Source organism: Flavobacterium sp. W22_SRS_FK3 (assembly GCF_052113665.1).
In the GTDB taxonomy this organism is placed as follows: domain Bacteria; phylum Bacteroidota; class Bacteroidia; order Flavobacteriales; family Flavobacteriaceae; genus Flavobacterium.
In genome coordinates, this window is record NZ_JBGQOF010000015.1 from 22,339 (window position 1) to 49,102 (window position 26,764).

A 26,764-nucleotide genomic window follows, 5' to 3' on the forward strand; every position below is an offset into this window, starting at 1 on the left:
AACAATGAGCAAAAAACCCGACAAGTTTTGAAACCTGTCGGGTTTTAATTATATAGTAGACCGATTTTTATTTTAACCCTGCAATACTCTGCTCAATTGTAGCAATTTTTGCCAAAGCATCAGCCTCTTTTTGTTTTTCGTTAGCCAAAACTTTTTCAGGTGCTCCGCCAACGAATTTCTCGTTAGACAATTTTGCCTGAACTGATTTTAAGAAACCTTGCGTATAAACTAACTCAGCAGTTAGTTTTGCTATTTCAGCTTCAACATCAATATTTCCTCCTGAAATTGGAATGAAATATTCGTTTGATTTTACACGGAAAGATAACGCTCCGTCTACTTTAGCCGAAACATATTCAAAATCTGAAATGTTTCCTAATTTCGTTACGATCGAATCGAAATACGTTGAAATGTTTTCGCTGTTTATTGCTTTTAATTCGATAGCATCTTTAAACGGAATATTTTTATCTTTTCTGATCGTTCTAATTCCTGAAATCACTTCGATTGTACTTTCAAAATCAGCAATTAAACTCGCATTGAAAGGTTTTAATTCTGGCCATGTTGACACGATTAAAGCTTCTTCAGCAGTTCTGTCAGCAATTAAATGCCAAATTTCCTCTGTTAAGAAAGGCATGAAAGGATGTAACAATTTCAAGTTACTTTCTAACATTTCGATTGCTTTATCAAACGTCGTTTTATCAATTGGTTGTTGGTACGCAGGTTTGATCATCTCTAAAAACCAGGAACAGAAATCATCCCAAACCAATTTATAGATTGTCATTAATGAATCTGAAATTCTGTATTTCTCAAAATTATCTTCAATATCAACCAAGGTTTGCTGTAATTTCGCTTCGTACCATTCGATCGCTACTTTTGATGATTCTGGTTGCGGAATTGTTTCTGAAACTTCCCAACCTTTAATCAATTTAAAGGCATTCCATATTTTATTAGAGAATCCTTTTCCCTGATTACATAATTCTTCATCAAACATAATATCGTTTCCTGCAGAAGCACTTAAAAGCAATCCTACACGAACACCATCAGCACCGAATTTATCGATCAAGTCTAATGGATCAGGAGAATTTCCTAATGATTTAGACATTTTACGACGTTGCTTATCACGAACTAAACCAGTCAAGTATACATTTGTAAATGGTTTTTCACCGGCATATTCATAACCTGCAATAATCATTCTGGCCACCCAGAAAAACAAAATATCCGGACCAGTCACTAAGTCATTTGTTGGATAATAATATTTATAATCTGCGCTTTCCGGATCCATAATTCCACCGAAAACAGACATTGGCCAAAGCCAAGAAGAAAACCATGTGTCTAATGCATCAACATCTTGTTTTAAGTCAGATGTTGTAAGTGAGTTATTGGCTGTTTTTTCTTTTGCAGAAGCTAAAGCATCTTCTATATTTTCTGCAACTACGAAATCTTCTTTTCCGTCTCCATAATAATATGCCGGAATTTGTTGTCCCCACCATAATTGACGAGAAATATTCCAGTCACGAATATTGTTTAGCCAATGCGCGTAAGTGTTTTCGAAACGTTTTGGATGTAATTTAATATCTCCCGTTTCTAGAACCGATTTAATTGCTGGTTTAACCAATTCCTCCATTTTCAGAAACCATTGGTCTGATAATCTTGGTTCGATTACGGCTTTGGTTCTTTCAGATGTTCCTACTTTATTCAAATGGATTTCGGTTTTTGCCAAAGCTCCAATTTCTTCTAATTCTTTTGTAATTTCAGTACGAACCACAAAACGATCTTTACCTTGATAATGCAATCCGAAACTATTAAGCGTAGCATCTTCATTAAAAATATCAACGATTTCAAGATTATGCTTTTCTCCCAGCGTTTTGTCATTCATATCGTGAGCCGGAGTCACTTTCAAACATCCGGTTCCAAATTCAACATCTACATATTCGTCTTCGATAATTGGGATTACTCTGCCACAAATAGGAACGATGGCTTTTTTCCCTTTTAAATGAGTAAAACGTTCATCATTCGGATTGATACAAATAGCAGTATCTCCAAAAATAGTTTCCGGACGTGTTGTCGCAATTGTCAGGAAATCTTCTGAACCTTCAATTTTATATTTTAGGAAAAATAATTTTCCTTGTTGTTCTTCATAAATAACTTCTTCATCAGACAAAGTTGTTTTCGCTTCCGGATCCCAGTTTACCATTCGGTATCCTCTGTAGATTAATCCTTTGTTATATAAATCAACAAATGATTTGATTACAGATGCCGACATATCAGGATCCATAGTGAATTTTGTTCTTTCCCAATCGCAGGAAGCTCCTAATTTTTTAAGCTGATCAAGGATTACTCCACCATACTTATCGGTCCATTGCCAGGCATGAGCCAAAAAATCTTCGCGCGTTAAATCATTTTTATTGATTCCTTCTGCTTTTAATTTAGCTACAACTTTGGCTTCAGTCGCAATGGATGCGTGATCCGTTCCCGGAACCCAGCAAGCATTGAAACCTTTAAGTCGCGCTCTACGAATTAAAACATCCTGAATTGTATTGTTCAACATATGCCCCATGTGCAGGACCCCTGTTACGTTTGGCGGTGGTATTACAATTGTATAAGGTGTTCTATGATCTGGCTCCGAATGAAAATAGTTGTTTTTCATCCAGTAATCATACCATTTATTCTCGATCGTTTTAGCGTCAAATTGTGCTGGAATTGTCATTTATCGTTTCTTGTTTTATCGTTGGACTCGTTTAACTGGTTAATCATTTACCGTCAATTAGATAAACGTTTAAACTGTTATACAAATAAACTTTTATAGTTTGGTTTAATTTTTGTAATTATAATTGACAGCAAAAGTAAATAATTAAGTACAGTATAAAAAGAGAAATAATAATTTGTGTATTAATTAAAAGAAAGTATATTTACTTAAATCTTAAAAACAATTTCAAATGAAAAATGTTATTAAATTTATTGCAATTGTATTGTTTAGCGTAGCAGGTTATTCTCAAAATGGCCCTAAAATTGAATTTTCAGCGCAGGACAACACTATTGATTATGGAAAAATTTCTAAGAGTGATAATGCAGTTCGTTCTTTCGAATTCACTAACACCGGAAATGCACCTTTATTAATTATTGATGCTCAATCTACATTGAGTTCCATTATTGTTACAAAACCTGCTGCTGCGATTGAGCCAGGAAAAAAAGGAAAAATTGATGTAAAATATAATATGAGCGCTGGTCCTATTCGTAAAACAATTACTGTAGAAACTAATGCCGTAAATTATCCTGATGGCAGAGTAGCCTTAAAAATTAAGGGAGAAGTTTTGTAACAAAATATAAAATTAAAATAGTAAATCTGTTTCTTAACTTTAAGAAACGGAGTTTTTTATTCTTTTTTAATAAAACCCGACAGAAAAACATATCGAATTTTTAACAACTAATTTATTTTCAATTATTCGCAGTTAACACTATTGAATTTATATTTCACATTTTCAAAATCTATAGGTTTGTCTTTTACCAAATAAGAAACACCCATAGTCGTTTGTATCGTTCCATTTCCTAAAATAAGCTGTTTATCACGTTTTAAAAATGCCATTGGATTTTTAAATTTAGTATTTTTATTTGCTGCATCATTAAAACTATAATCAACAAATAAGGTGTCACCGTTAAATTCTCCTTTGATTTCACCGGTCTTTTCAGGAGAATTAGCAACTTTCATTACCATGTTTCCTCCTATTTTTCCACTTTTTAAAGTATAAAGATCTAAATCAATAGTGTCATTTTCGTACACTGCTTTGTAGCATTCAGTAGTAATAATCTTTTCATCATCAGCTTTTACTGCCTCTGCTTCTTTTTGCTTGTCATTATTTTTACAACTTTGAAATCCAACAAAAGCAAAAAGCAGACAAAATATAATTGGCTTTTTCATAATTTAATATTTATATAGGTTGTTATCCATAAAAATAAATAAAAAAGAACCAAAAAAAAGAGATCCCTAATTAAATTTTCACTTATTTACAAGTTCTTAATCACAAATTCACTTCTTCTGTTCAATTCGTGTTCTTCCTCTGAACATGCATCATCAGTTTTGCATTTTATTATTGGTACAGATTCTCCGTAACCTTTGGCCATAACTCTTTTTGCATTAATTCCCGATTCTATTATAAATTCTCTGGTCGAATTTGCTCTTTTTTGAGATAAATCTTCATTAAATTTAGCATTTCCTCTACAGTCTGTATGTGATCCTATTTCGATAACCATATCCTGATATTTTTGCATCAAGGCAACAACGCGGCCTAAAACTACTTTAGATTCTTTACGAATGTACCACATATTGTAGTCAAAATATATAGGGTCTGTTTTTATAATCAATCGGTCTTTATCTCGTACAACATCTTTTTCCTGAGCCAAAATTTGATCGACCTTTTCCTTTTTCTTGACTTCTGCAGCTGCAATTTTATCTGCCTTGGCTTTTTTATCTGATTCTTTCAATGCAATTAAAGCCAAAGCTTCCTTTTTCTTATTTTCTTCTTCTAAAATAAGTTCTTGTTTTCTTTTATTTTCTGCAATTTGCTTCTCTTCCTGCTTAACAATCTCTAATGATTTTAGTGTCATCGAAGCATCATTATTTGCATTTCTGGTCTTACCTGATGTTATCGATTTAGAATTACTCGTATAATTTTCTTTAGAAGCCAAAATCGTATAAGGCGATTCACAAGAAACAGTAAAACTAAATTTTCCGTCAGCAGTTGTAATAATGGAACTCATTTCTTTTTTAGCTGAATCCTGAAGTATCACAGTCGTATTTTCTAAGGTTAATTTTGTATCAGTATCTGTTATTATTCCAGTTATAAATTGCTTACAGTCTTCGACAATTAAATCCTTAATTTCTTTTAACTGATAAATATCATCACTGCCTTTTCCTCCTTTCCTATTAGAAGCAAAATAACCTTCTTTTGTATCCGAATCAAAGTAGAATGAAAAATCATCTAAATTTGAATTAACAGGCATACCAATATTTACAGGCTTTTCATATTCTTTTTCTTTAATTTCAGAAACAAAAATATCTAGAGACCCATAGCCTAAATGTCCATCTGATGAAAAATAAAGTTTGTTGTTTTTAGAAACAAACGGAAATTGTTCTCTTTTATCAGTATTAATAATTGGTCCTAAATTTTTCGGAGTATCAAAAGCTCCCTGATTTATGTTTACTGAAAAAATGTCGAAAGAACCTAATGTTCCCGGCATATCAGAAGCAAAATATAATACTTTCTCATCAGCACTTAAAGCCGGATGTTCAACAGAATAATTATCACTGTTAAATGGAAGTGAAACTATATTTGTCCATTTTCCGTTAACCAATTCAGCTTTAAAAATCTGGAGATTTGAAATTTTTTCATCATTTCTTATTTTGTTTCCGTTTTTAGAATTGTTACGGGTAAAATAGATTGTTTTACCATCTTTTGTAAAAACTGCATTCGATTCGTGCATTCCCGTTTTTAATTCTTTCGAAAAATAATGCGAAATCTGATCCGGAGAATTAATACTTTTCAGAGGTATTGCTACCAAATTCAAATAGGTGGCATTATCCCATTTATATTTTTTATCAAATAATCCCGGTTTCAATTTCACACCGGAGAAAATAAGGCTATCATTGTGTATTACTGCCCCAAACTCTGAATTTGGTGTATTTAATGCCAGATTTTTAATTTCGAAACGATTTCCAATAGCGGAAACATTTTCTAAAGTCTTACTATCTTTTTCAAAATTGGCCAAATCTTCCTTATTTGCAGATTTTGCGTAATATGTTTTCAAAGCAGCTGTTGATTCCTCAGAATTACCTGTCGCTTTTAAAGTTTGAGCATATTTAAAATAATAATTTCTATCTAAATCTTTATCGTAGTTTTTAATTAGAAGCCTATAATAACGCTGTGCTTTTATCAGATCATTAGTATAGTAATATGAATCTGCCAGGTTTTTAATAACCTCATGAGACGGTTTTTCATCTACTAATTTCTCATATAAAGTAATAGCTTCAACATAATATGTTCTTTCAAAAAAACGTTTGGCTCTTGCCAAATCCTGATCTTGTGCGTTTATAAACTGTATAAAAAATACGGATATAATAACGAATAGTTTTTTTATTTTTTTTATTTTTTTCATTTTAAAAGAATCTTGGTGATTTATCATATCCTTTTCCTAATAAATCTAAATCAAAAAGTAATATGATTTCATGAGTTCCTGAATTAAACTGCCCTAAGTTTGAAATCGTATAATCATAAGCATATCCAATTCGAAGAGACGGAGTAATATTTATATTCATTAAAGCACTTAACGCATCATTAATTCTATAAGCAGCACCCAGCTCAAACTTGTTATTATATAAAACATTTGCAGTAAGATCAACCGAAATTGGAGTTCCTGACACAAACCTGGACATAAATGCCGGTTTTAATCTAAATTCATTATTAATTTGAATAACATATCCGGCGGTAAAAAAAGCATGTATATTTTCGGAACCATAAGTGTTAATTCCTGATTTTTCTTCAATATGTTTTGAGCTTAGTAAATTGGGCACTGACAATCCAACATAATATGTATCAGTAAAATAATAGGCTCCTGCTCCAATATTAGGCTTTGTAACATTAATATTTTCGGCAAAAGCCAAATCTGTAGCTGTATCGGTAAAACGAAATCCGTTGAAATTAGTTTGTAAAGAAGTAAACCCGGCCTTTATTCCTAAAGAAAGTTTGTTTTTTCCTCCTAATTGCAGCACATAAGCAAAATCAGCGTAGAAATTATTTTCTTTTTTTGCACCATCACCAATATCATCAGAAATTAATGAAGCTCCAACTTCAATTTTTTCACTTACGGCTGTATGTCCAAAAAAAGTAAATGTTTTTGGTGCTCCTATTGCCCCAACCCATTGTGTTCTGTATAATCCTCCTAAGTTCAGCATTGCAGCTGTACCTGTTGCATAAGCCGGGTTAACAACGCTCATATTGTACATGTAATGTGTATATTCGGGATCTTGCTGCGCAGATGCTGATGTGATATAAAAAAGGAAACTTATAAAAAGTATTGTTTTTTTCATTTGAAACTATATTAAAATGTAAATGAAGATTTATCTATTTAAATAAAGACGACCTTGTAGAGGCGATTTATTATCTTTATTAAAATGGATAACATAAAAATAGACTCCATTTGGCGCTATTCCATCACCGAAGCCGGCTCCTTGAGAATTTCTTCCATCCCAATCCGGTTTATTTTTATTTCCTTTAAACAACACATTTCCATATCGATTATAAATTTCCAAAGTATAATCCGGATACAAAAAATCAATTTTAAGAATTGTAAAAGTGTCATTTACATTATCTCCATTTGGGGAAAAACCGTCAGGAACAAAAAATGTTGCATATTCGGAATCATCGCAATGAGACAAAGAAACCTTTACCTCAATATGATCTTGTGAAATACAACTTGTTGCTGTTGGTAAATCGAAACCATAATAAATAGCATTATCAGTTAATGGTGTAGTCGAAGCTAGCAAATTACCATTACTTACAGCATCATACCAGACTACTGTTGATGCTGCATTAGTATTAGAAGACAAATCTAAAATAGTTGGATTTTCTAAACCACAAAAATTTTGCCCATCTGTATCTAAGAATGGTGCAGGCGAATCGCTTACTATTACTGTAATTTTTGTTGGATCTGAAGTACAGCCTGCTGTTGAAGTTTCTATTACCCAATAATCCTCTGATTTTAAAACATAAGTATTGGGCAAAGGAATCGTAAGATTTGATGAATTGTACCATTTATACCGAGCTCCGTTTGGAACTAAATTTGCAATTGTTGCTCCGTCAGCTTTACAAAAAGACACATCTCCTGCAACTGGAGTGATCGGAATAGCATTTACTGTAAATGTGTCGAAAACTGTTGTTAAATTCAAATCACAAGTCGTATCATTATTTACCAGATTAGTAATCGAAATAATTGTAGAGCCAGCATTTGGAAGTAAAATAGAAGGAATAGGAAAATTGGCTTTTCCATCAGTTACATTCAAAGTAACAGTCTGTACTGCCGAATTACTACCTGACAACAAATATGAAATTGTAACATTAGTCAGTATTCCCAAACCAGAAAGTGAAGCAGAAAAGGGAGCATTGAAACAATTATCTAAAACCACTACCTTGACATTGGTTGCATCCGGAAGTTTATTTATAATTAAATTTCCGTTTAAATTAGCAGTATTAGTACAATAAGGCGTGGCAGCATTCGTAATGTTAGTGATAGTAATAATTGAATTACCCGCATTTTTATTTAAACTTGAAGGAATTGTAAAAGCTGCATTTTCTCCTGTCACAGTTATAGTCGCACTTTGAACCGTTGCTGTATTAGACCCCGAAACATTATACAAAATAGTGTAAGTACCATCTTCTAATCCGGAAGCGTTTGAAATTAATGCTTCAGTACTTTTATTTTGGCAAGTTTTAACTATTGTCAAAACAGCCCCATTTAAAACCGGAGTTTTATAAATATGTAAAACATCTGATAAATTATTAATGATATTTACACAGCCTCCTTCACTTCCTGATTCACTTATTTTTGTAATAACTACATTAAAACTTCCGGGTTGACGAAAATAATTTGTACTTAATGGAAAAGTTAAAACGCCATTATTAAATGTTGAAAATGCCGTATTTATACCTCCATTTGGTCCTGAAACCGAATACTCAATATAAAATTGTCCGTTTGGAATATTCTGGATTCCTTGATTTAATATTACCGAATAAGTTGCCGTTTGAATATCAGATTCGCAAATATCTTTTTTTACCTCAATTGTGGCTCCAGTAAAATCGAATTTCTTTTCAATTTTAATCCTTACAGTTGCTGTTTCTTTATCACAAACAGGACTTGTTGGCAAAACAGTATATGTAAAAGTATAAGTTCCTATTCCATAATGATTAAAGATGTATTGAACGTCAATATTATGGTCTTTCACAAAAGTAATCTGCCCTGTACCATTGTCGTCTTTCCATGTACCTCCACTGTCTTCATCTGCAACCATATCATTCAAATCAAGATTAGAATATACTGAGAAATCACTGTCTTCACATAATATTAACTTTGAAGGAGTTCCAGGCTCAGGCGATCTGTAAACAGTTACAAATCCAGTTGAAGAAACAGCCGGGCAGTTCCCAATTGCAGGAATCGAATAAGTAAATTGAAAAGTTCCAATTCCTAAAGTTTCAGCGTCAATCATACTCGCAACGGGGATGCCTTTTGAATCATTATACCAATTACCACCAGATTGCGGGGTCAAATAACTATTGCCGTTAAATATCTGAAAAAGATTAAAAGCATGATCATCACTACAAGCCAAAGCTCTTTCAGCTACACCTGCATACCCTCCAATTATGACTTCAACAGTTGCCGAATTATCTTTACAGCCATTGACACCAGTAACGGTATAAGTATAATGATAAATGCCGCTTAAAGGAATTACCTGAGCATTTAAGATTCCTGTAGTTTCGTTTAAGCCACCCGAATTATCATCATCTGACCATGTGCCGCCAACAACAGGACTTCCTCCTAATGCCATGAAAAGAGATATTGTCTGACTGGATATATCAGGTATATTACAAATTTCTAAGGGAGTCGAAGAATCAAGACCAGCACATTGCGCAAAACTTTTTGTTGGAAATAAAATAAGAATATAAAAGCAAAAAAAAATTAAGCAAAAGTATTTTTTAACCATAAAATATCATTAAATTTTTGTTAAAAATACTCAAATTATTCAATAAAAATATAAAAAACATTCTTATTTGGCTTTTTCGCAAAAAAAACTACCAACTAACCATCTAATTATCAAATATAAAACACATGAATTAGGAAAAAACTACAATTCATCTTTTAATTGGAAACGAAATTTTAATAATACACTATTTCGCTCCACTTCTAAATTAATCCAAATATCCTCTTCCGATTTTAAAAGATTATTAATTTGCTGTAAAGTATATTTATAAGGTTTATTCTTGTTTATACTAATAATTATATCTCCTTTCTGCAAACCACTTTTTTCTGCTGCTGATTTTTTACGGACATTAACAATTTCAAAAATAGGTTTTAATTGAAATTTATATCTAAAATCATCCTTTTTTCTATCAATATTATCATCATTTATTGAAGTATATACTTTAACGGTCTCTAAATGAACGGTTTCTTGAACCCATTGCAAACCATTATGCTGAATTGTAATTCCGCTTTTATTGTAACTAAAAGGATCATTGAATTTACCGTTTTTTTTCAGATACATTTTTTTATCAGCATAATCCATAACAACGGTAAATCGTTTTAAAATTTCACCCCCTACAGAACCAATTCTGTTGGTAACCATTTTTACGTTTTTGATGGAACTTGAATCCGGAAAAGAAACAATTGGATTTTTAAACCCGAAATCAGCAATCGAAAATTTTGAAATTTTTGCCCTGTGACCTTCAATATCACCACTAAATCCTTTCCCTAAAAAATCAGGAAAATTCTTTTTAGGCAATTTTATTTTTTCATTTTCAAAAATCCAAAAAGCATCACTATTGCCAATATCTACAAGTAATTTAGCTGGAATATTTTCGCTGTCAATCATTGCGCCAGCAACAATATACGGTTTTGATTTTTCAACCGTTATAGGCATTCTTTTAAATTTTTTATCTAAATTACGTCTAACGTTTTCATTATTTTGATACACAAAAACTCTTCTCTTTTGATAATTAATTTCTACAATATTATTTTTAAAAAACTTGTAGCCAATTATTCCGTTAACCGGAATTCCAATATGTGAGGATAAATTGAATCCCTGATCTAAAATAATATAAACCAAATGATTTATAGATTTTAAACCATGTGTTTCCAGAACATTATTTGTTGATTTTAATCCTTCTATTTCTTCTTCACTCCCGAGTCCCCGAAGTTTAATTTTTTCTATGTTATTAAAGCTAACCTCTTTTTTGTCTTCCATACTAAATAAAATTGTTTCATCGACTCCTGAGTCTAGTAAGAAATTCAACTCAATACCGTTCACTTTTATAGGTATAAAAACCAAGTTATTAATTAACTTAAAAGGAATTACAACTTTCTTTTTATTCTTTTCAATTAGAAAATCATCCTGTGCATATAGTGTAAAAGATACCAAAAGCCCAAAAAACAATATGATATATTTTTTCATTGATATTTTTTTATTATAAAATTACTAAAAATAGTGATTATTGTTACATTTTCAGAACTCCCTCTATTGGTTACGTTAAATTCGAAAAAAAAAATGCAAATTTGCACTTCAATAATTAAACACATGCCAACAATTTCAAACAAAGGCAGAAACATGCCCGAATCACCGATACGCAAATTAGCTCCTTATGCAGATTTTGCAAAACAAAAAGGAAAAAAAGTGTATCATTTAAACATTGGTCAACCGGATATCAAAACACCCGAAGTGGCCATCGAGGCGGTAAAAAATATTGATTTAAGCATTATAGAATACAGTCCGTCAGACGGATATGAAAGTTATAGAAAAAAATTAGCAAAATTTTACCAAAGTCAAAATGTAAATGTTAACTCAGAAGACATCATAGTAACTACTGGTGGTTCTGAAGCCTTATTATTTGCATTAGCCACAATTACAGATCCTGGAGACGAAATCATTATTCCGGAGCCATTTTATGCTAATTATCATGCATTTGCCTCATCGACAAGTGCAACAGTTATTCCTGTAATCTCAACAATCGAGAGTGGATTTGCTTTACCTAGTATTGAAGATGTCGAAAAATTGATTACGCCAAGAACAAAAGCCATTTTAATTTGTAATCCTGGAAATCCTACAGGTTATTTATATTCTGAATCAGAAATTAAGCAACTTGCCGGATTAATAAAAAAACACGATTTGTATTTAATTGCCGATGAGGTATATCGTGAATTTTTATATGATGGTGATGATGTTCACTTTTCTGTAATGAATTTAGAAGATGTAGACCAAAATGTAATCATGGTCGACTCTGTATCAAAACGTTACAGTATGTGCGGTGCAAGAATTGGATGTTTGGTTACAAAAAACAAAGCAGTTTTAGCCACGGTAATGAAATTTGCCCAAGCAAGACTAAGCCCGCCAACTATCGAGCAAATTGCTTGTGAAGCTGCTATAGACACACCTCAAAGTTATTTTGATCAAGTGATTTCAGAATATAAAAGCCGTCGCGATACTTTGATTACAGAATTGAATAAAATCGAAGGCGTGATTGTAACTAAACCAAAAGGAGCTTTCTATTGCATTGCACAATTACCTATAGAAAATTCTGAAGATTTTGCGCAATGGCTTTTAGAAAGTTATGATCTTAACGGAGAAACTGTAATGGTTGCTCCTGCAGCCGGATTCTATTCAACTCCCGGAATGGGGTTGAATCAGGTAAGGATTGCATATGTTCTAAACACAAAAGATTTAATTACTGCAGTAAACATATTAAAAGAGGCACTCTTGGCTTACAATATAAAATAATTAAGCAGAAACGCACTCTTCAAAAGACAATAACTAATTAAGCTATTGTCTTTTGTGTTTTTAAAGAACACCAATTTCTTTTTAAATTAAATTATATCCAAAAAGGAGCAATTAAATAGTAAAAACGATAGAAAAGGTTTCCTATTTATTAATTATCTTTACCGCCTTAAAAGAATATACCCATACTAATAGTAGTGTTTAATGATAAATAACGAAGATTTTCAAGACGAAATAGGAGACAATCATTTTAGCAGTAATGCGAAAAACCCTGTAAGACAGGATGCTTTTGACTTAAGCGATGATGAAAAAATAGAAAGAATAAAAAAAGATGTCGAAAACATTCTGCAAACTCTTGGAATGGATTTGACTGATGACAGTATAAAAGGTACTCCAAACCGAGTAGCAAAAATGTTTGTAAAAGAGATTTTTGGTGGCTTAAACCCTTCAAAACAGCCAAAAGCTTCTACTTTTGACAATAATTACAAATACGGCGAAATGTTAGTAGAAAAAAACATTACTGTTTATTCTACCTGCGAACACCATTTACTGCCAATTATCGGTAGAGCACACGTAGCTTATATTTCAAGCGGAAGAGTTATTGGTTTATCAAAAATGAACAGAATCGTAGAATATTATGCTAAAAGACCTCAGGTTCAGGAGCGTCTTACTATGCAAATTGTTCAGGAACTTCAAAAAGCTTTAGGCACGGAAGACGTTGCCTGCGTAATTGATGCTAAACACCTTTGCGTAAATTCAAGAGGAATTAAAGATATTGAAAGCAGTACAGTAACGTCTGAATTTGGTGGAAAATTTAAAGATCCTCAAACAAAAAGAGAGTTTTTAGACTATATTAAATTAGACACTCAGTTCTAATTTAATACGATATTTCTATTATATTTCTGGTTTAGCCCTGATAGTAGCGGCATCCTTTTATGGTGGGGTTCACCATAAAAGATACAGCGGATAGCAGGATTAGCTCCTAAAACACCAACAAACATCTTAACAATGCCATTATATACAAGTCAACATCTAAAAATATACAATTCACTTTCGGGTGAAAAAGAAAATTTCAATCCAATTCATGAAGGAAATGTTGGAATGTATGTTTGCGGACCTACCGTTTATAGCAATGTACACTTAGGAAATGTAAGAACATTTATGTCGTTTGACGTAATTTTCAGGTATTTTTTACATCTTGATTATAAAGTCAGGTATGTTAGGAACATTACAGATGTTGGCCATATCGTTGATGATGTTGATGAAGGTGAAGACAAAATAGCTAAAAAAGCACGTTTGGAACAATTAGAGCCAATGGAAGTTGTACAGCGCTATACAGTAGATTTTCATGATATTCTAAAGTCTTTTAATTTTTTACCGCCTAGCATTGAGCCAACTGCAACAGGGCATATTATTGAACAAATCGAAATCATCAAAAAAATTATCGATACCGGAATTGGTTATGAAGCCAACGGGTCGGTATATTTTGATGTTGTAAAATATAACGAAACCAATAATTACGGCGTTTTAAGTGGTAGAAATATCGAAGATATGCTGGCCAATACCCGTGATCTTGATGGCCAGTCAGACAAAAGAAATCCACAGGATTTTGCACTTTGGAAAAAAGCAGAACCAGAACATATCATGAGGTGGCCTTCGCCATGGAGCGATGGTTTTCCGGGTTGGCATCTGGAATGTACCGCAATGAGTACAAAATACCTGGGAAATCATTTTGATATTCACGGGGGCGGAATGGATTTAAAATTTCCGCATCACGAATGTGAAATTGCACAAAATGAAGCTTGTACAGGCCAATCGCCGGTAAATTACTGGATGCATGCCAATATGCTTACTTTAAATGGCAAGAAAATGGCAAAATCAACCGGAAATAATATTTTACCGGGAGAAATTTTAAGCGGAGATAATAACATTTTAAGTAAAGCTTTTTCTGCATCCGTGACACGATTTTTCATGTTGCAGGCACATTACAGAAGCATATTAGATTTCTCCGATGATGCTATTGTTGCTGCAGAAAAAGGGTATAAAAGACTGATGGAAGCCTTAATTGCTTTACCAACGATCACAACAAGCGCAACAAGTTCTATAAATATCGCTTCATGGAAACAATTGTGCTACGATGCCATGAACGACGATTTCAATACACCAATTTTAATTGCGCAATTATTTGAAGCAGTTAGGTATGTTAATTTATTGAAAGAAGGGAAAGAAACAATCACTGCAGAAGATCTCTCAATATTTACATCAGCTGTTAATGCTTTCGTTTTTGATGTTTTAGGTTTAAGCAATGAAAAAGCAGCAGATAGCAACAATGATAAACTGGAAGGCGTTGTCAATATGCTTATCGGAATGAGAAATCAAGCCAGAGCAGATAAAAACTTTTCCCTTTCAGACCAAATTCGCGATCAGTTGATTGCTTTGGGTATTCAATTGAAAGACGGAAAAGATGGCACAACCTTCTCAGTATAATCAATTCATTTTCTAATAAATCATGAAAGTCATAACGCCATTTGTTTTATTAGTACGCTTTTATCAAAATGCGATTTCGCCATTTACCCCATCGTCATGTCGTTTTGAACCAACATGTTCGAGTTATATGATTGAAGCCTTACAAAAACACGGATTATTTTATGGCGGATACTTAGGAATGAAACGTATTTTGAGTTGTCATCCTTGGGGTAGAACCGGCTACGATCCGGTTCCTGAAAAGAAATGTTCGCACAAACATTAACTTTTAATAAAGATTTACTCTGTTTTAAATATTTATTTTTACAACACAAATATAAAAATAACACTTCATGACACAAGCTTTAAACATCGTTTGGAATCCTTCAGAAGGAATCAATTTAGGATTTTTTATGATTCGCTACTACAGTTTAATGTTCGTAATCGCCTTTGGTTTAGGTTGGTATCTTATGAAAAATATTTTCGAACGCGAAAACGAATCAATTGACAAATTAGATTCTTTATTCGTTTGGACTGTTTTAGCTACTTTAATTGGTGCACGTTTAGGTCATGTTTTATTTTATGACTGGGAATATTTTAGAAACCATTTACTTGAAATCTTCCTGCCATTTAGATTCGAACCCAAATTTGAGTTTACAGGTTTTCAGGGCTTAGCAAGTCATGGTGCTGCTATTGCAATTATTATTGCAATGTACTATTACAGTAAAATGATTTTAAAACGTCCATTGTTATGGATTCTGGATCGTGTTGTCATTCCTGTGGCAAGCGGTGCTATTTTTGTTCGTTTAGGAAATTTTTTTAATTCAGAGATCATAGGACATGAAACAAACTCTGCATTCGGAATTCGTTTTTTACATGATCAGTTCAGTAAAAATGAAGCTGTAAATGCAACTAAAATTGCTGATCCAAAAGAAGCTTATACCGCCATCGCGACCGATCCTAAATTTGCCGATTTGCTAACTCTGGTACCAGCAAAGCATCCTGCACAGTTATACGAAGCATTTTGTTATATTTTTGTATTTGCAATCTTGTTTTTCTTGTATTGGAAAACAAATGCAAGACTTAAATCAGGCTATTTATTCGGATTGTTTTTAGTGCTTTTGTTTGTTGTTCGCTTCATTGTTGAGTTTGTAAAAGAAAGTCAGGGAGGTTTCGAAAATGAATTAGGATACTTCTCAACAGGACAGTGGCTAAGTATTCCATTTATAATTATCGGACTTTTCTTTATTATTAGAGCACAAAGAAATCCTTTGTCTGCTTCTTAAAAAATTCCACATACAAAAATGCCCAATACTTTTTAAAAGCTATTGGGCATTTTTTTTGCTTTAAATATAAATTACACATATCATCATTATCCTGCACATTTTTAAAATCTTTCGCTTTAATTTTCAGCAGCAGAAAGTTATTATTCACAACAAGTTCAGTCTCGCTGTCCGTTATATCTTTTCTGTATAAAAAGACCAGAAAAAGTATACCACTGCCATCGAGGCTAAATTAGAAACCTCTTTTTCAAAAGGTATGCGAATGTAATGCATCCATAAAAGAGTTTTTTACATTGCAAACAGTAACTTGTAAATATAATGAGAAGTAACTATTCTTTCTAAAGAATAGTTGGCCTTTTAGTATAACCAATTTAATTTATCAATATTAGATCAAGGCAAAAAAAAGATCCAACTTTCGTTGGATCTTTTTCTATAATTAAAACTTGCAAATTATACTTTATTATGCTTGTCTTCGATTGTATGTTTATCATCACTTGAAATAGTATCAACCAATACTGGTGTAGCGATAAATAACGAAGAGTAAGTTCCTACAAGAATACCTACTAACATTGCAAAGATAAATCCTCTGATAGATTCACCACCAAAGATAAACATCGTTAATAATACGATAATCATCATTAATGAAGTATTCAATGTTCTTGATAGCGTAGTATTAATAGATGCATTTACAATATCTTCAAAACTACCTTTACGGTTTCCTAGAATAAACTCTCTAATTCTGTCAAATACAATTACAGTATCATTCATAGAATATCCAATAACAGTAAGAATTGCAGCGATAAAATGCTGATCCATTTCCATGTGGAAAGGCATAAATTTATAGCATAAAGAGTAAATTCCTAATACAAAGATTACGTCATGCGCAACAGCTGCAATCGCACCTAATGAATACTGCCATTTACGGAAAGAAATCATTAAGTATAAGAAAATAACTGCCATCGCACCAATTACAGCCCAATAAGAGTTTGTTTTGATATCTTCTGAAATAGAAGCTCCAACTTTAGAGGCTTGTAAAACTCCAACAGTTTTACCATCATAAGAATTGATAAATTTATCATAAGATGAATTTGTATAATATTTAGCTAAAGCTGCATATAATTTTTCATTTACTTCTTTATCAACACCTACACCATCTTCTTTGATTTTGTATTTAGTTGTTATTTTTAATTGATCATCGTCTCCTAAAATTTTAGCTTCAACAGGAGTTCCGAATGCAGCCGATAATTCATCAGAAACAACTGTAGCATCTACTGGTTTTTCAAATTTCACTTGAAAAGTTCTTCCTCCAACGAAATCAACACCTTCGTCTAATCCGTTAACAAAGAAGATAGAAATTAAACTTACTACAACAATAATTGAAGAGAAGATGTAAGTGAATTTTTTGATTTTGATAAAGTCAAAGTGGAAATTAGTAAACCAGTTTTTAGTAATATTTGTAGAGAAAGTTAAATCACCTTTTCCAGCAATATTTCTATCAATAAAAATTCTGGCAATAAAAATTGATGTAAACAATGAAGTTACGATACCAATAAGTAAGGTTAAAGCGAAACCTTTAATTGGTCCTGTTCCAAAAATAAACAAGATTGCTCCAGTTAAAACGTGCGTTACGTTTGCATCAATAATAGAACGCATTGCACCGTGCCATCCATAAGAAGTTACAACCGCTTCAGATAATGACTTACCTTCACGCAATTCCTCTTTTGCTCTTTCAAATATAATAATATTTGCATCTACTGCAGTACCTAATGTTAATACGATACCTGCAATACCAGGTAATGTTAATACAAAACCAAAACTTGCCATAATTCCGAAAAGGAAAAGTAAGTTCAGTAATAAGGCAAGGTTAGCATACCAACCCGCTTTACCATAATAGAACACCATCCACAAACAAACTAATAAAAACCCGATTACCGATGACATTGTACCAGCATCAATAGCAGCCTGACCCAAAGATGGCCCTACAACAGTTGATTGGATAATATCTGCAGAAGCCGGTAATTTACCTGCATTTAATACATTTGCTAAATCTTTAGTTTCAGCCACATCAAAAGAACCTGTGATTTCAGATCTTCCTCCTGCAATTGGACCACTTGTTACTCCTGGAGCAGAATAAACTACATTATCCAAAACAATAGCAATATAACTTTTTTGAGAAAAAGCTCTTCCTGTCAATTCTTCCCAAATTTTAGCGCCCTGACTGTTCATTTGCATAGAAACAGCTGGTTTTCCTAATTGGTCAAAAGTATCTTTTGCATCCGTAACAACACCACCGCTCATAGCAGGAGCATTATCTCTATTTCCTTTTAATGCATATAATTCAACAGCTTCAATATCTTTTCCTTTAGCATCTTTTGTAGTAGTTGGTTTACTCCAAACAAATTTCGCATTGTGCTGATCAGCTGCCAATAAAATTCTGATTTCCGGTCTTTTAAAATACTCGTTAACAACTGAAGTATCTTTTGGGGCAAAATAGCCTAAAACCGGTCCACCACCCTGACCAATCATTTTGTCAAATAATGGATTGTTTCCTTTTTTAGTATCAAGTGAATCTTTTGCATCAGTTAATAAAGCATTCAATGAATCTTTAACAACTGCCTTAGTTTCCGTCTTTTTAATTTCCGTCTTTTTTAAAGCTTCGTTACTAGCTACTAAAAAGTTTCCAATTTCTTCAATTTTAAACGTTTCCCAAAACTCTAACTGAGCTTTTCCTCCTAATAATTTTTTAATTCTATCAACATCCTTCGCTCCTGGCAGCTCTACTAAGATTCTTCCTGTTTCACCTAATTTTTGAACGTTTGGCTGTGTAACACCAAATTTATCGATACGCTCTCTTAATACTTTAAAAGCACTTTCAACAGACTCATCAACTTTTCTTTTAATTACTTTTTGAGCTTGCGCATCAGACATTTGAAAATCGATACCACCTTCTCCCTGTAAACTTCTGTTTGCAAAAATATCTGGTGAAGCTAATCTTGTAGTTCCGTTTGAATTTGCTTCAAAAGCTTCAAAAAACTTATTCAAATAGGTTTTGTTTCCTTCTAAATTTGCACTTGCATCAGCTAATGACTTATTAAATACAGGATTCTTAGAATTGTTAGCCAATCCTTTCAAAACATCTTTAATAGAAATTTGAAGAACCACATTGATTCCTCCCTCTAAGTCAAGTCCTTTATTTAATTGCTTGTTTTTTACTTCATTATAAGTAAAATCAGTAAAACCAAGATTCAATACTTTTTCTTTACCAATAGAATCCAAATATTTTAATTCTTTATCAGGATTGTTTCCTGCTAAAGCCTTAGCTTCACTTTTGACGTTGTTAGCCACAAAAGTGAAAGAAAGTTGGTAAATACTTACCAATGCAAATAGAATTGCGAAAAATTTAATAAGTCCTTTATTCTGCATTATTACTAAAAATTAATTATGTTTTATTGTTTGTTTTGTTTTAAAAGTCCCATAAAATAAGCCCTGACATGATTTTTAGAAACTAAAAAACTGAATCACGAATTACAACATTTTTTTTAAACCGAGCAAATATATAATTCTCGAAAAGATTAACCAATTTATTTATTAATTAATCTCAAAAAAAAGACTGCAAAAGTGCAGCCTTTTTCTTTTTTTTCGGAAATCTTTATGCTAAAATTGATTTTAAGGCATCATTCATACTCCTAACAGCATCCGCACTTTTAGCAAAAAGTGCACTTTCATTATCATTTAATTGGATGTCTAAAATTTGTTCAACACCATTTTTACCAATTATACAAGGCACTCCAATACATATATCTTTTTGTCCATATTCTCCATCTACAAAAACAGAGCAGGCTATCATTTTCTTTTGATCATTTAAAATACTATCTACTAAAAAAGCAACCGAAGCACCTGGCGCATACCAGGCAGATGTTCCTAAAAGTCCCGTAAGTGTAGCTCCTCCAACCATAGTATCAGCTGCAACTTTTTGCAATACTTCTTCTGAAAGAAATTCTGTTACAGGTATGCCATTATAAGATGCCAAACGAGTTAACGGAATCATAGTGGTGTCACCGTGACCACCAATAACCATTGCTGAAATATCATTTGCCGGTTTATCTAATGCCAAAGACAGATAAGTTCTAAAACGGGAACTATCCAGTGCTCCGCCCATACCAATTATTCTGTTCTTAGGTAATCCAGTTGATTTTAAAGCTAAATAAGTCATCGTATCCATTGGATTAGAAACCACAACTATTATGGCATCTGGTGAGTGCTGTAACACATTCTCCGCAACTATTTTAACAATCCCTGCATTAATACTAATTAATTCTTCACGAGTCATTCCTGGTTTTCTTGGAATTCCGGATGTAATAACAACTACATCACTTCCGGCAGTTTTAGAATAATCATTGGTCACACCTGATACTTTGGTATTAAAGCCTGTATTGGTAGCACATTGCATAATATCCAATGCTTTCCCTTCGGCAAAACCTTCTTTAATATCCAACAATACAACTTCGCTTGCAATTCCTCTATAAGAAATAACATCCGCACAAGTGGCTCCAACATTTCCTGCTCCTACAATGGTAACTTTCATATTTTATACTTTATTGGTTATTAGTTAATTCGTTTATGTAATAATCGAAAATTCGTTTAATCGTTTAGTAAATTTAAACAATTAAACGAATTAACGACTAAATTTTATTAGGCATCAATATTTGCATAAACTGCATTTTTCTCGATAAACTCTCTACGTGGCGGAACTTCATCTCCCATTAACATTGAGAAGACTCTATCAGCTTCAGCCAGGCTATCAATATTTACCTGACGCAAAGTTCTGAAATTAGGATCCATTGTAGTTTCCCACAATTGTTCTGCATTCATCTCTCCAAGACCCTTATAACGCTGAACAGCAGCACTTCCACCCATTCTTTCATTAGCCTGATCACGTTGAACATCATTCCAGGCATATTCTTTTTTATTCCCTTTTTTAACTAAATATAAAGGCGGAGCTGCAATGTAAACGTGACCTTCCTCAATCAATTCTTTCATGAAACGGAAGAAGAACGTTAATATTAAGGTAGAAATATGGCTACCATCGACATCGGCATCACACATAATAATTACTTTATGGTAACGTAATTTCGAAAGATTCAATGCTTTACTATCTTCCTCTGTTCCTACAGTTACACCAAGTGCGGTAAAAATATTTCGAATCTCTTCGTTTTCAAATACTTTATGATGCATTGCTTTTTCTACGTTCAAAATCTTACCACGCAATGGTAAAATAGCCTGAAATGCACGATCACGACCTTGTTTTGCTGTTCCACCAGCCGAATCTCCCTCGACAAGGTAAACTTCACATCTTGCCGGATCCTGCTCAGAACAATCTGATAATTTTCCTGGTAATCCACCGCCACCCATAACGGTTTTACGCTGTACCATTTCACGTGCCTTTTTAGCAGCGTGACGGGCTTGTGCAGCCAGAATTACTTTCTGGATAATGATACGGGCATCATTTGGATTTTCTTCCAAATAATTCTCTAGCATTTCTCCAACAGCCTGAGAAACCGGAGAAACTACTTCTCTGTTTCCTAACTTAGTTTTAGTTTGTCCTTCGAATTGCGGCTCTGCGACTTTTACTGATATAATTGCTGTTAATCCTTCACGGAAGTCATCTCCTGCAATTTCGAATTTCAATTTATCCAACATTCCGGATGCATCTGCATATTTTTTAAGCGTTCTTGTCAAACCACTTCTAAAACCTTGTAAATGTGTTCCTCCTTCGTGTGTATTAATATTATTTACGTATGAGAAAATATTCTCTGTATAACTTGTATTGTAAATCAACGCAACCTCAACCGGAATTTCTCCTTTTTCGTGATCCATGCTGATAACGTGAGAAATAATTGGTTCACGGTTACCATCTAAATAACGAATATATTCTTTAAGACCTTCATCTGAGTGAAAAACTTCACTTTTGAATTCGCCTTTTTCATCAACTTCTCTTTTATCTGTAAATGTAATGGTGATTCCTTTATTTAAGAAAGAAAGTTCACGCATACGAGCTGATAATGTATCATAAGAAAATTCAATAGTTTGAGTAAAGATGGTATCATCCGGATAAAAAGTCTGACGCGTACCTCTTTTATCTGTTTCTCCGATTTGTTTAACCGGATACATTGACTTTCCTCTTTCGTATTCCTGTTCATAGATTTTACCATCTCTGAAAACAGTAGATTTCATGTGAACGGAAAGCGCATTTACAACTGAAACCCCAACACCGTGTAAACCTCCGGAAACTTTATAAGAATCTTTATCGAATTTACCTCCGGCACCAATTTTAGTCATTACTACCTCGAGTGCCGAAACACCTTCTTTTTTATGTAAATCAACCGGAATACCACGGCCGTTATCTTCAACTGTTACGGATCCGTCTTCGTTAATTGCGACACCAATAGTATCACAATGTCCTCCCATCGCCTCATCAATAGAGTTATCAACAACCTCATAAACCAAATGGTGCAGCCCTCGAACCCCCACATCTCCAATATACATAGATGGACGCATTCTTACATGCTCCATTCCTTCTAATGCCTGAATACTATCTGCTGAATAATTGTTCTTCTTGATTTCTTCGCTCATATAATTTATTCTAAAAAAATGTAATTATTGTCTAACACGCAAATATATAAAAACGCAATTTATATATCGGTTAAATTCCCATTTAAAGCATGTAAGTTATTAACATATTATCAATAAAAGCGGATAAAAAAAGAAGTTTCGGTTTTAAATTCCAAAAAATAAATTCCAAATCCAAAACTTGTAAATAAAAAAATCCGAGTCTGATTTTGAAATCATCTCGGATTTTATATTTAAAATTCCAATTTGGAATTTCTCTATTAAAATTTCTTCTTGTTTGGAATTTCAGACCGTTATTCCTGATTTTGAAATTTCAGTATCCGCTTTTACGTGGGCTACATTAGCTCTTCCGCTTGGATCAAGATTATCCTGCCATTTTGGAATCCATTTCCTTACTGTTTGCGCAGCACTTACCTGTGGATAATGTTTATGAAAAATTGATCTGTACAAATAAGCTTCTTTTGTTGTTGGCGAATTATACGGAAATTCTAAAGCTGCTCCCGCCAATTGTTCATCTGAAATCTGGGAAGTGCAATATTCAATTAATTGATCAACCCAATTATACCCTACTCCATCTGAAAATTGTTCTTTTTGCCTCCATAAAATTTCGGATGGTAAATAAGGATCTTCAGGTGTATCAAATGCTTTTCTTAAAATGTATTTCTCAACAGCTTCATACGTTTTTGGCTGTTTTTCTTCTGTTTTAATTCTAATAGCAACGTCTAAAAAATCTTTATCCAAAAAGGGAACCCTGGCTTCTAAACTATGAGCCATTGTCGATTTATCGGCTCGTAATAGATCGGCTGTAAATAACTTTTGGACTCTTTCAATTGTTTCTTTTTGAAATTCATCTGAAGAAGGCGCATTTCTAAAATACAAATGACCTCCAAAAACTTCATCGGCACCTTCACCTGAAAGAATCACTTTTATCCCTTTTTCTTTTACAGCTTTAGCCAGCAAATACATTGGTACCCCTGAACGCACTGAAATAACATCATAGGTTTCAATATGATAAATTAATTTTTCTAAAATCCCTACCCCATCCTGAACCGTAAAATAAATTTCATGATGTTCAGTACCTATAAAATCTGCTGCTTTTCTTGCCGCAATATTATCAGGAGAATTAGCATCTAAACCAATAGAAAAGGAATGTAATTTCTCTTTGGTTCCAGCTAATAAACGAAATGCTATTGCAGAAGTCAGGGACGAATCTACGCCCCCCGAAAGCAATACGCCAACAGGCACGTCGCTCATCAAACGTTTACGGGTAGCCTCAATTAAAGACTCTCTGATCAAATTTAAATCAAGTGGTTGATTTGCATTTTTATATTCCTCATATTCGGGATCATAATATTTCACAAAACCTGTTTTTGCAGTATAATAATGTCCCGGAGGAAAAGTCGAAAATGATTTGCACTGATCTGCAATTGATTTCATTTCTGAAGAAAAATAAATCCTTCCTCTTTCGTCTAATCCATAATACAAAGGTTTCACGCCAATTGGATCTCTGCCGGCAATATAATCATCGCCATCAATAACAACAAAGGCAAAGTCACCATCTAATTTATTACAGAAGTCATATCCAAATTCTTCATACAAATGCACTATTACTTCAGAATCGGATTTTGTTCTAAATGTGTGATTTTTTAAAACCGTATCTTTTAATTTCTGATAGTTATAGATTTCCCCATCATGTATTACCCATCCTTTATTGGTTCCCTGAATGGGTTGTTTGCCGGACTTTAGATCTATAATTGATAAACTTTCATGGCAAATAACACTGCCATTTTCCATAATATGCAAATCACTTTCATCAGGACCTCGATGCGACATTCTTTCTGATAGCTCTTTTACAAGTCGTGGGTCTTTTCCTTTACCAATAACGGCTAATAATCCAGACATATTAATCTATTTTTATTTATTTTTATTACTAAATCTATAATAATCTTCATCTCAACAATTTGATTCGACGAAAGCCAAATATAAAAAAATCTACTAACTATTTAACGAGTAAATTATCAAACTCACACAATAAAAAGTTATTTAAACAGTTTTACAAACCAAGAAAAACGTCCTCTAGGAGAACGTTTTCAATAAATATTTAAGTTTTTAAAAAAAATTACGCTTTTTCGTATGCATCATCATGCACACTCGCAACTGCTCTTCCTGAAGGGTCGTTCATGTTTTTGAAAGCTTCATCCCACTCCAAAGCAATTTTTGTACTACAAGCCACACTAGCTTCCTGAGGCACGCATAATGCTGCAGCATCACTAGGGAAATGTTCAGTAAAAATCGAACGATAGTAATATTCTTCTTTAGAAGTTGGTGTTTGTAAAGGAAATTTATATTTCGCATTTGCCAATTGTTCATCTGAAACTGCTTCAGCTACTACTTCTTTCAAAGTATCAATCCAGCTGTATCCTACTCCATCAGAGAATTGTTCTTTTTGTCTCCATGCTACACTTTCCGGCAACATATCTTCAAAAGCTTTACGAACTACCCATTTTTCCATTGGATGTTCTTTGTTGATCATTTTATCCTGTGGATTGATTCGCATCGCAACATCCATAAATTCTTTATCTAAGAAAGGAACACGGCCTTCAATTCCCCAAGCTGCTAAACTTTTGTTGGCACGTAAACAATCGTACATGTGAAGTTTTCCTAATTTACGAACGTTTTCTTCGTGAAATTCCCTTGCGTTTGGTGCTTTATGAAAGTATAAATATCCTCCAAATAACTCATCTGCACCTTCACCGGACAATACCATTTTGATTCCCATTGATTTGATAACTCTCGCCATTAACCACATTGGAGTTGAAGCTCTTACTGTCGTTACATCATACGTTTCTAAGTTATAAATCACGTCACGAACAGCATCTAAACCTTCCTGAATAGTGAATTTAATTTCGTGGTGAATCGTTCCGATGTGTTTTGCCACAACCTGAGCTGCAGCTAAATCAGGAGAACCTTCTAATCCTACTGAAAATGAGTGTAATTGTGGGTACCAGGCATCTGTAGTATCATCAGACTCAATACGTTTTTGTGCATATTTTTTGGCTACAGCCGAAGTAATAGACGAATCTAAACCACCTGAAAGCAATACTCCATAAGGTACATCACTCATCAACTGTCTATGAACAGCCGCTTCTAAAGCTTCTTTAATTGCAGGAATACTAGTTTCATTATCTTTTACAGCATCATACTCCATCCAGTCTCTCTTATACCATTGTACAAATTCACCGTCTTTACTTGTCATATAATGTCCCGGAGGAAACAATTCTATTTTTGTACAATACCCTTCTAAGGCTTTCAATTCTGAGGCTACATAGAAAGTTCCGTCCTGATCCCAACCAATGTACAATGGAATAATTCCCATGTGGTCACGAGCGATAAAATATTCATCTTTATCTACGTCATAAATTGCAAATCCGAAGATTCCGTTCATTTCATCAACAAAATGAGGTCCCTTTTCTTTGTAAAGAGCCAGAATAACTTCGCAGTCACTTTCAGTTTGAAAGTTATATTTTCCTTCAAATTGTTTACGTAATTCTCTGTGGTTGTAGATCTCACCGTTTGCAGCCAAAACCAATTTTTTATCTTCAGTAAATAATGGCTGTTTTCCTGAAGCAGGATCAACGATTGCCAAACGCTCGTGAGAAAGAATTGCTTTTTCGTTACTGTAAATTCCGCTCCAGTCCGGTCCACGGTGACGAATGATTTTAGACATTTCTAATACCTGAGGTCTTAAAGTTTCGGCTTTTTGTTTTAGGTCAAAGGCACATACGATTCCACACATAATTATATATTTTTATTTTTATTTTATTTTGACAGGGCAAAGATGGGTTATTGATTACAATTGAAA

At 33.3% G+C, this 26,764-nt stretch carries 17 protein-coding genes; 6 read left to right on the top strand and 11 right to left on the bottom strand.

What is annotated here, in order from left to right:
* Positions 1–67: 67 nt before the first annotated feature.
* Complete coding sequence (locus ACEN2I_RS14825) at positions 68–2,704, bottom strand: valine--tRNA ligase (protein ID WP_441766876.1); 2,637 nt, start codon at positions 2,702–2,704, stop codon at positions 68–70.
* 229 nt (positions 2,705–2,933) lie between these two features.
* Here ACEN2I_RS14825 and ACEN2I_RS14830 point away from each other — a divergent pair, with 229 nt between their 5' ends.
* Positions 2,934–3,314 (top strand): DUF1573 domain-containing protein, encoded by a 381-nt coding sequence (locus ACEN2I_RS14830; RefSeq protein WP_441766877.1) that lies wholly within the window; start codon positions 2,934–2,936, stop codon positions 3,312–3,314.
* A 122-nt stretch (positions 3,315–3,436) separates the two neighbouring features.
* On the opposite strand, the gene ACEN2I_RS14835 is transcribed toward ACEN2I_RS14830, so the two are convergent.
* The 5 genes from ACEN2I_RS14835 to ACEN2I_RS14855 all read right to left on the bottom strand — a co-directional run bounded on the left by ACEN2I_RS14835 (position 3,437) and on the right by ACEN2I_RS14855 (position 11,209).
* On the bottom strand, positions 3,437–3,913 hold the full coding sequence (locus ACEN2I_RS14835) for a hypothetical protein (protein ID WP_441766878.1): 477 nt from the start codon (positions 3,911–3,913) through the stop codon (positions 3,437–3,439).
* A gap of 86 nt (positions 3,914–3,999) precedes the next feature.
* Positions 4,000–6,147 (bottom strand): OmpA family protein, encoded by a 2,148-nt coding sequence (locus ACEN2I_RS14840; protein ID WP_441766879.1) that lies wholly within the window; start codon positions 6,145–6,147, stop codon positions 4,000–4,002.
* Position 6,148: 1 nt separating this feature from the next.
* Positions 6,149–7,078: a PorP/SprF family type IX secretion system membrane protein gene (locus ACEN2I_RS14845; RefSeq protein WP_441766880.1), complete on the bottom strand. Its 930-nt coding sequence runs from the start codon at positions 7,076–7,078 to the stop codon at positions 6,149–6,151.
* A 30-nt stretch (positions 7,079–7,108) separates the two neighbouring features.
* Entirely contained in the window at positions 7,109–9,589 is a 2,481-nt protein-coding gene (locus ACEN2I_RS14850; RefSeq protein WP_441766881.1) for a gliding motility-associated C-terminal domain-containing protein, read from the bottom strand.
* 297 nt (positions 9,590–9,886) lie between these two features.
* Positions 9,887–11,209: a PDZ domain-containing protein gene (locus tag ACEN2I_RS14855; RefSeq protein ID WP_441766882.1), complete on the bottom strand. Its 1,323-nt coding sequence runs from the start codon at positions 11,207–11,209 to the stop codon at positions 9,887–9,889.
* A 123-nt stretch (positions 11,210–11,332) separates the two neighbouring features.
* Between ACEN2I_RS14855 and ACEN2I_RS14860 the strand changes: the two genes are divergently transcribed.
* The 5 genes from ACEN2I_RS14860 (at position 11,333) to lgt (ending at position 16,275) form a co-directional block, all read left to right on the top strand.
* Positions 11,333–12,529, top strand: coding sequence for a pyridoxal phosphate-dependent aminotransferase (locus ACEN2I_RS14860; protein ID WP_441766883.1), 1,197 nt, complete (start codon positions 11,333–11,335; stop codon positions 12,527–12,529).
* Positions 12,530–12,730: 201 nt separating this feature from the next.
* Complete coding sequence (gene folE, locus ACEN2I_RS14865) at positions 12,731–13,402, top strand: GTP cyclohydrolase I FolE (RefSeq protein WP_441766884.1); 672 nt, start codon at positions 12,731–12,733, stop codon at positions 13,400–13,402.
* Positions 13,403–13,534: 132 nt separating this feature from the next.
* The gene (gene cysS, locus ACEN2I_RS14870) at positions 13,535–15,013 is read left to right on the top strand and encodes a cysteine--tRNA ligase (RefSeq protein WP_441766885.1); all 1,479 of its coding nucleotides are present in this window, start codon (positions 13,535–13,537) and stop codon (positions 15,011–15,013) included.
* Between the two features lie 22 nt (positions 15,014–15,035).
* Positions 15,036–15,275, top strand: coding sequence for a membrane protein insertion efficiency factor YidD (gene yidD / locus ACEN2I_RS14875; protein WP_441766886.1), 240 nt, complete (start codon positions 15,036–15,038; stop codon positions 15,273–15,275).
* Between the two features lie 67 nt (positions 15,276–15,342).
* Entirely contained in the window at positions 15,343–16,275 is a 933-nt protein-coding gene (gene lgt / locus ACEN2I_RS14880; RefSeq protein WP_441766887.1) for a prolipoprotein diacylglyceryl transferase, read from the top strand.
* 447 nt (positions 16,276–16,722) lie between these two features.
* Here the strand turns inward: lgt and secDF are convergent, their stop codons facing one another.
* From secDF to asnB (ACEN2I_RS14905), 5 genes are all read right to left on the bottom strand, one after another.
* Positions 16,723–19,695, bottom strand: coding sequence for a protein translocase subunit SecDF (gene secDF / locus ACEN2I_RS14885; protein ID WP_441766888.1), 2,973 nt, complete (start codon positions 19,693–19,695; stop codon positions 16,723–16,725).
* Positions 19,696–19,921: 226 nt separating this feature from the next.
* Positions 19,922–20,857 carry a malate dehydrogenase gene (mdh, locus tag ACEN2I_RS14890; RefSeq protein WP_441766889.1) on the bottom strand — a complete coding sequence of 312 codons (936 nt, stop codon included), beginning with the start codon at positions 20,855–20,857 and terminating at the stop codon, positions 19,922–19,924.
* Positions 20,858–20,964: 107 nt separating this feature from the next.
* Positions 20,965–22,905 (bottom strand): DNA topoisomerase (ATP-hydrolyzing) subunit B, encoded by a 1,941-nt coding sequence (gene gyrB / locus ACEN2I_RS14895; RefSeq protein ID WP_441766890.1) that lies wholly within the window; start codon positions 22,903–22,905, stop codon positions 20,965–20,967.
* Between the two features lie 282 nt (positions 22,906–23,187).
* Positions 23,188–24,804: an asparagine synthase B gene (gene asnB / locus ACEN2I_RS14900; RefSeq protein WP_441766891.1), complete on the bottom strand. Its 1,617-nt coding sequence runs from the start codon at positions 24,802–24,804 to the stop codon at positions 23,188–23,190.
* A gap of 217 nt (positions 24,805–25,021) precedes the next feature.
* Positions 25,022–26,698 (bottom strand): asparagine synthase B, encoded by a 1,677-nt coding sequence (gene asnB, locus ACEN2I_RS14905; RefSeq protein ID WP_441766892.1) that lies wholly within the window; start codon positions 26,696–26,698, stop codon positions 25,022–25,024.
* Positions 26,699–26,764 lie beyond the last annotated feature (66 nt).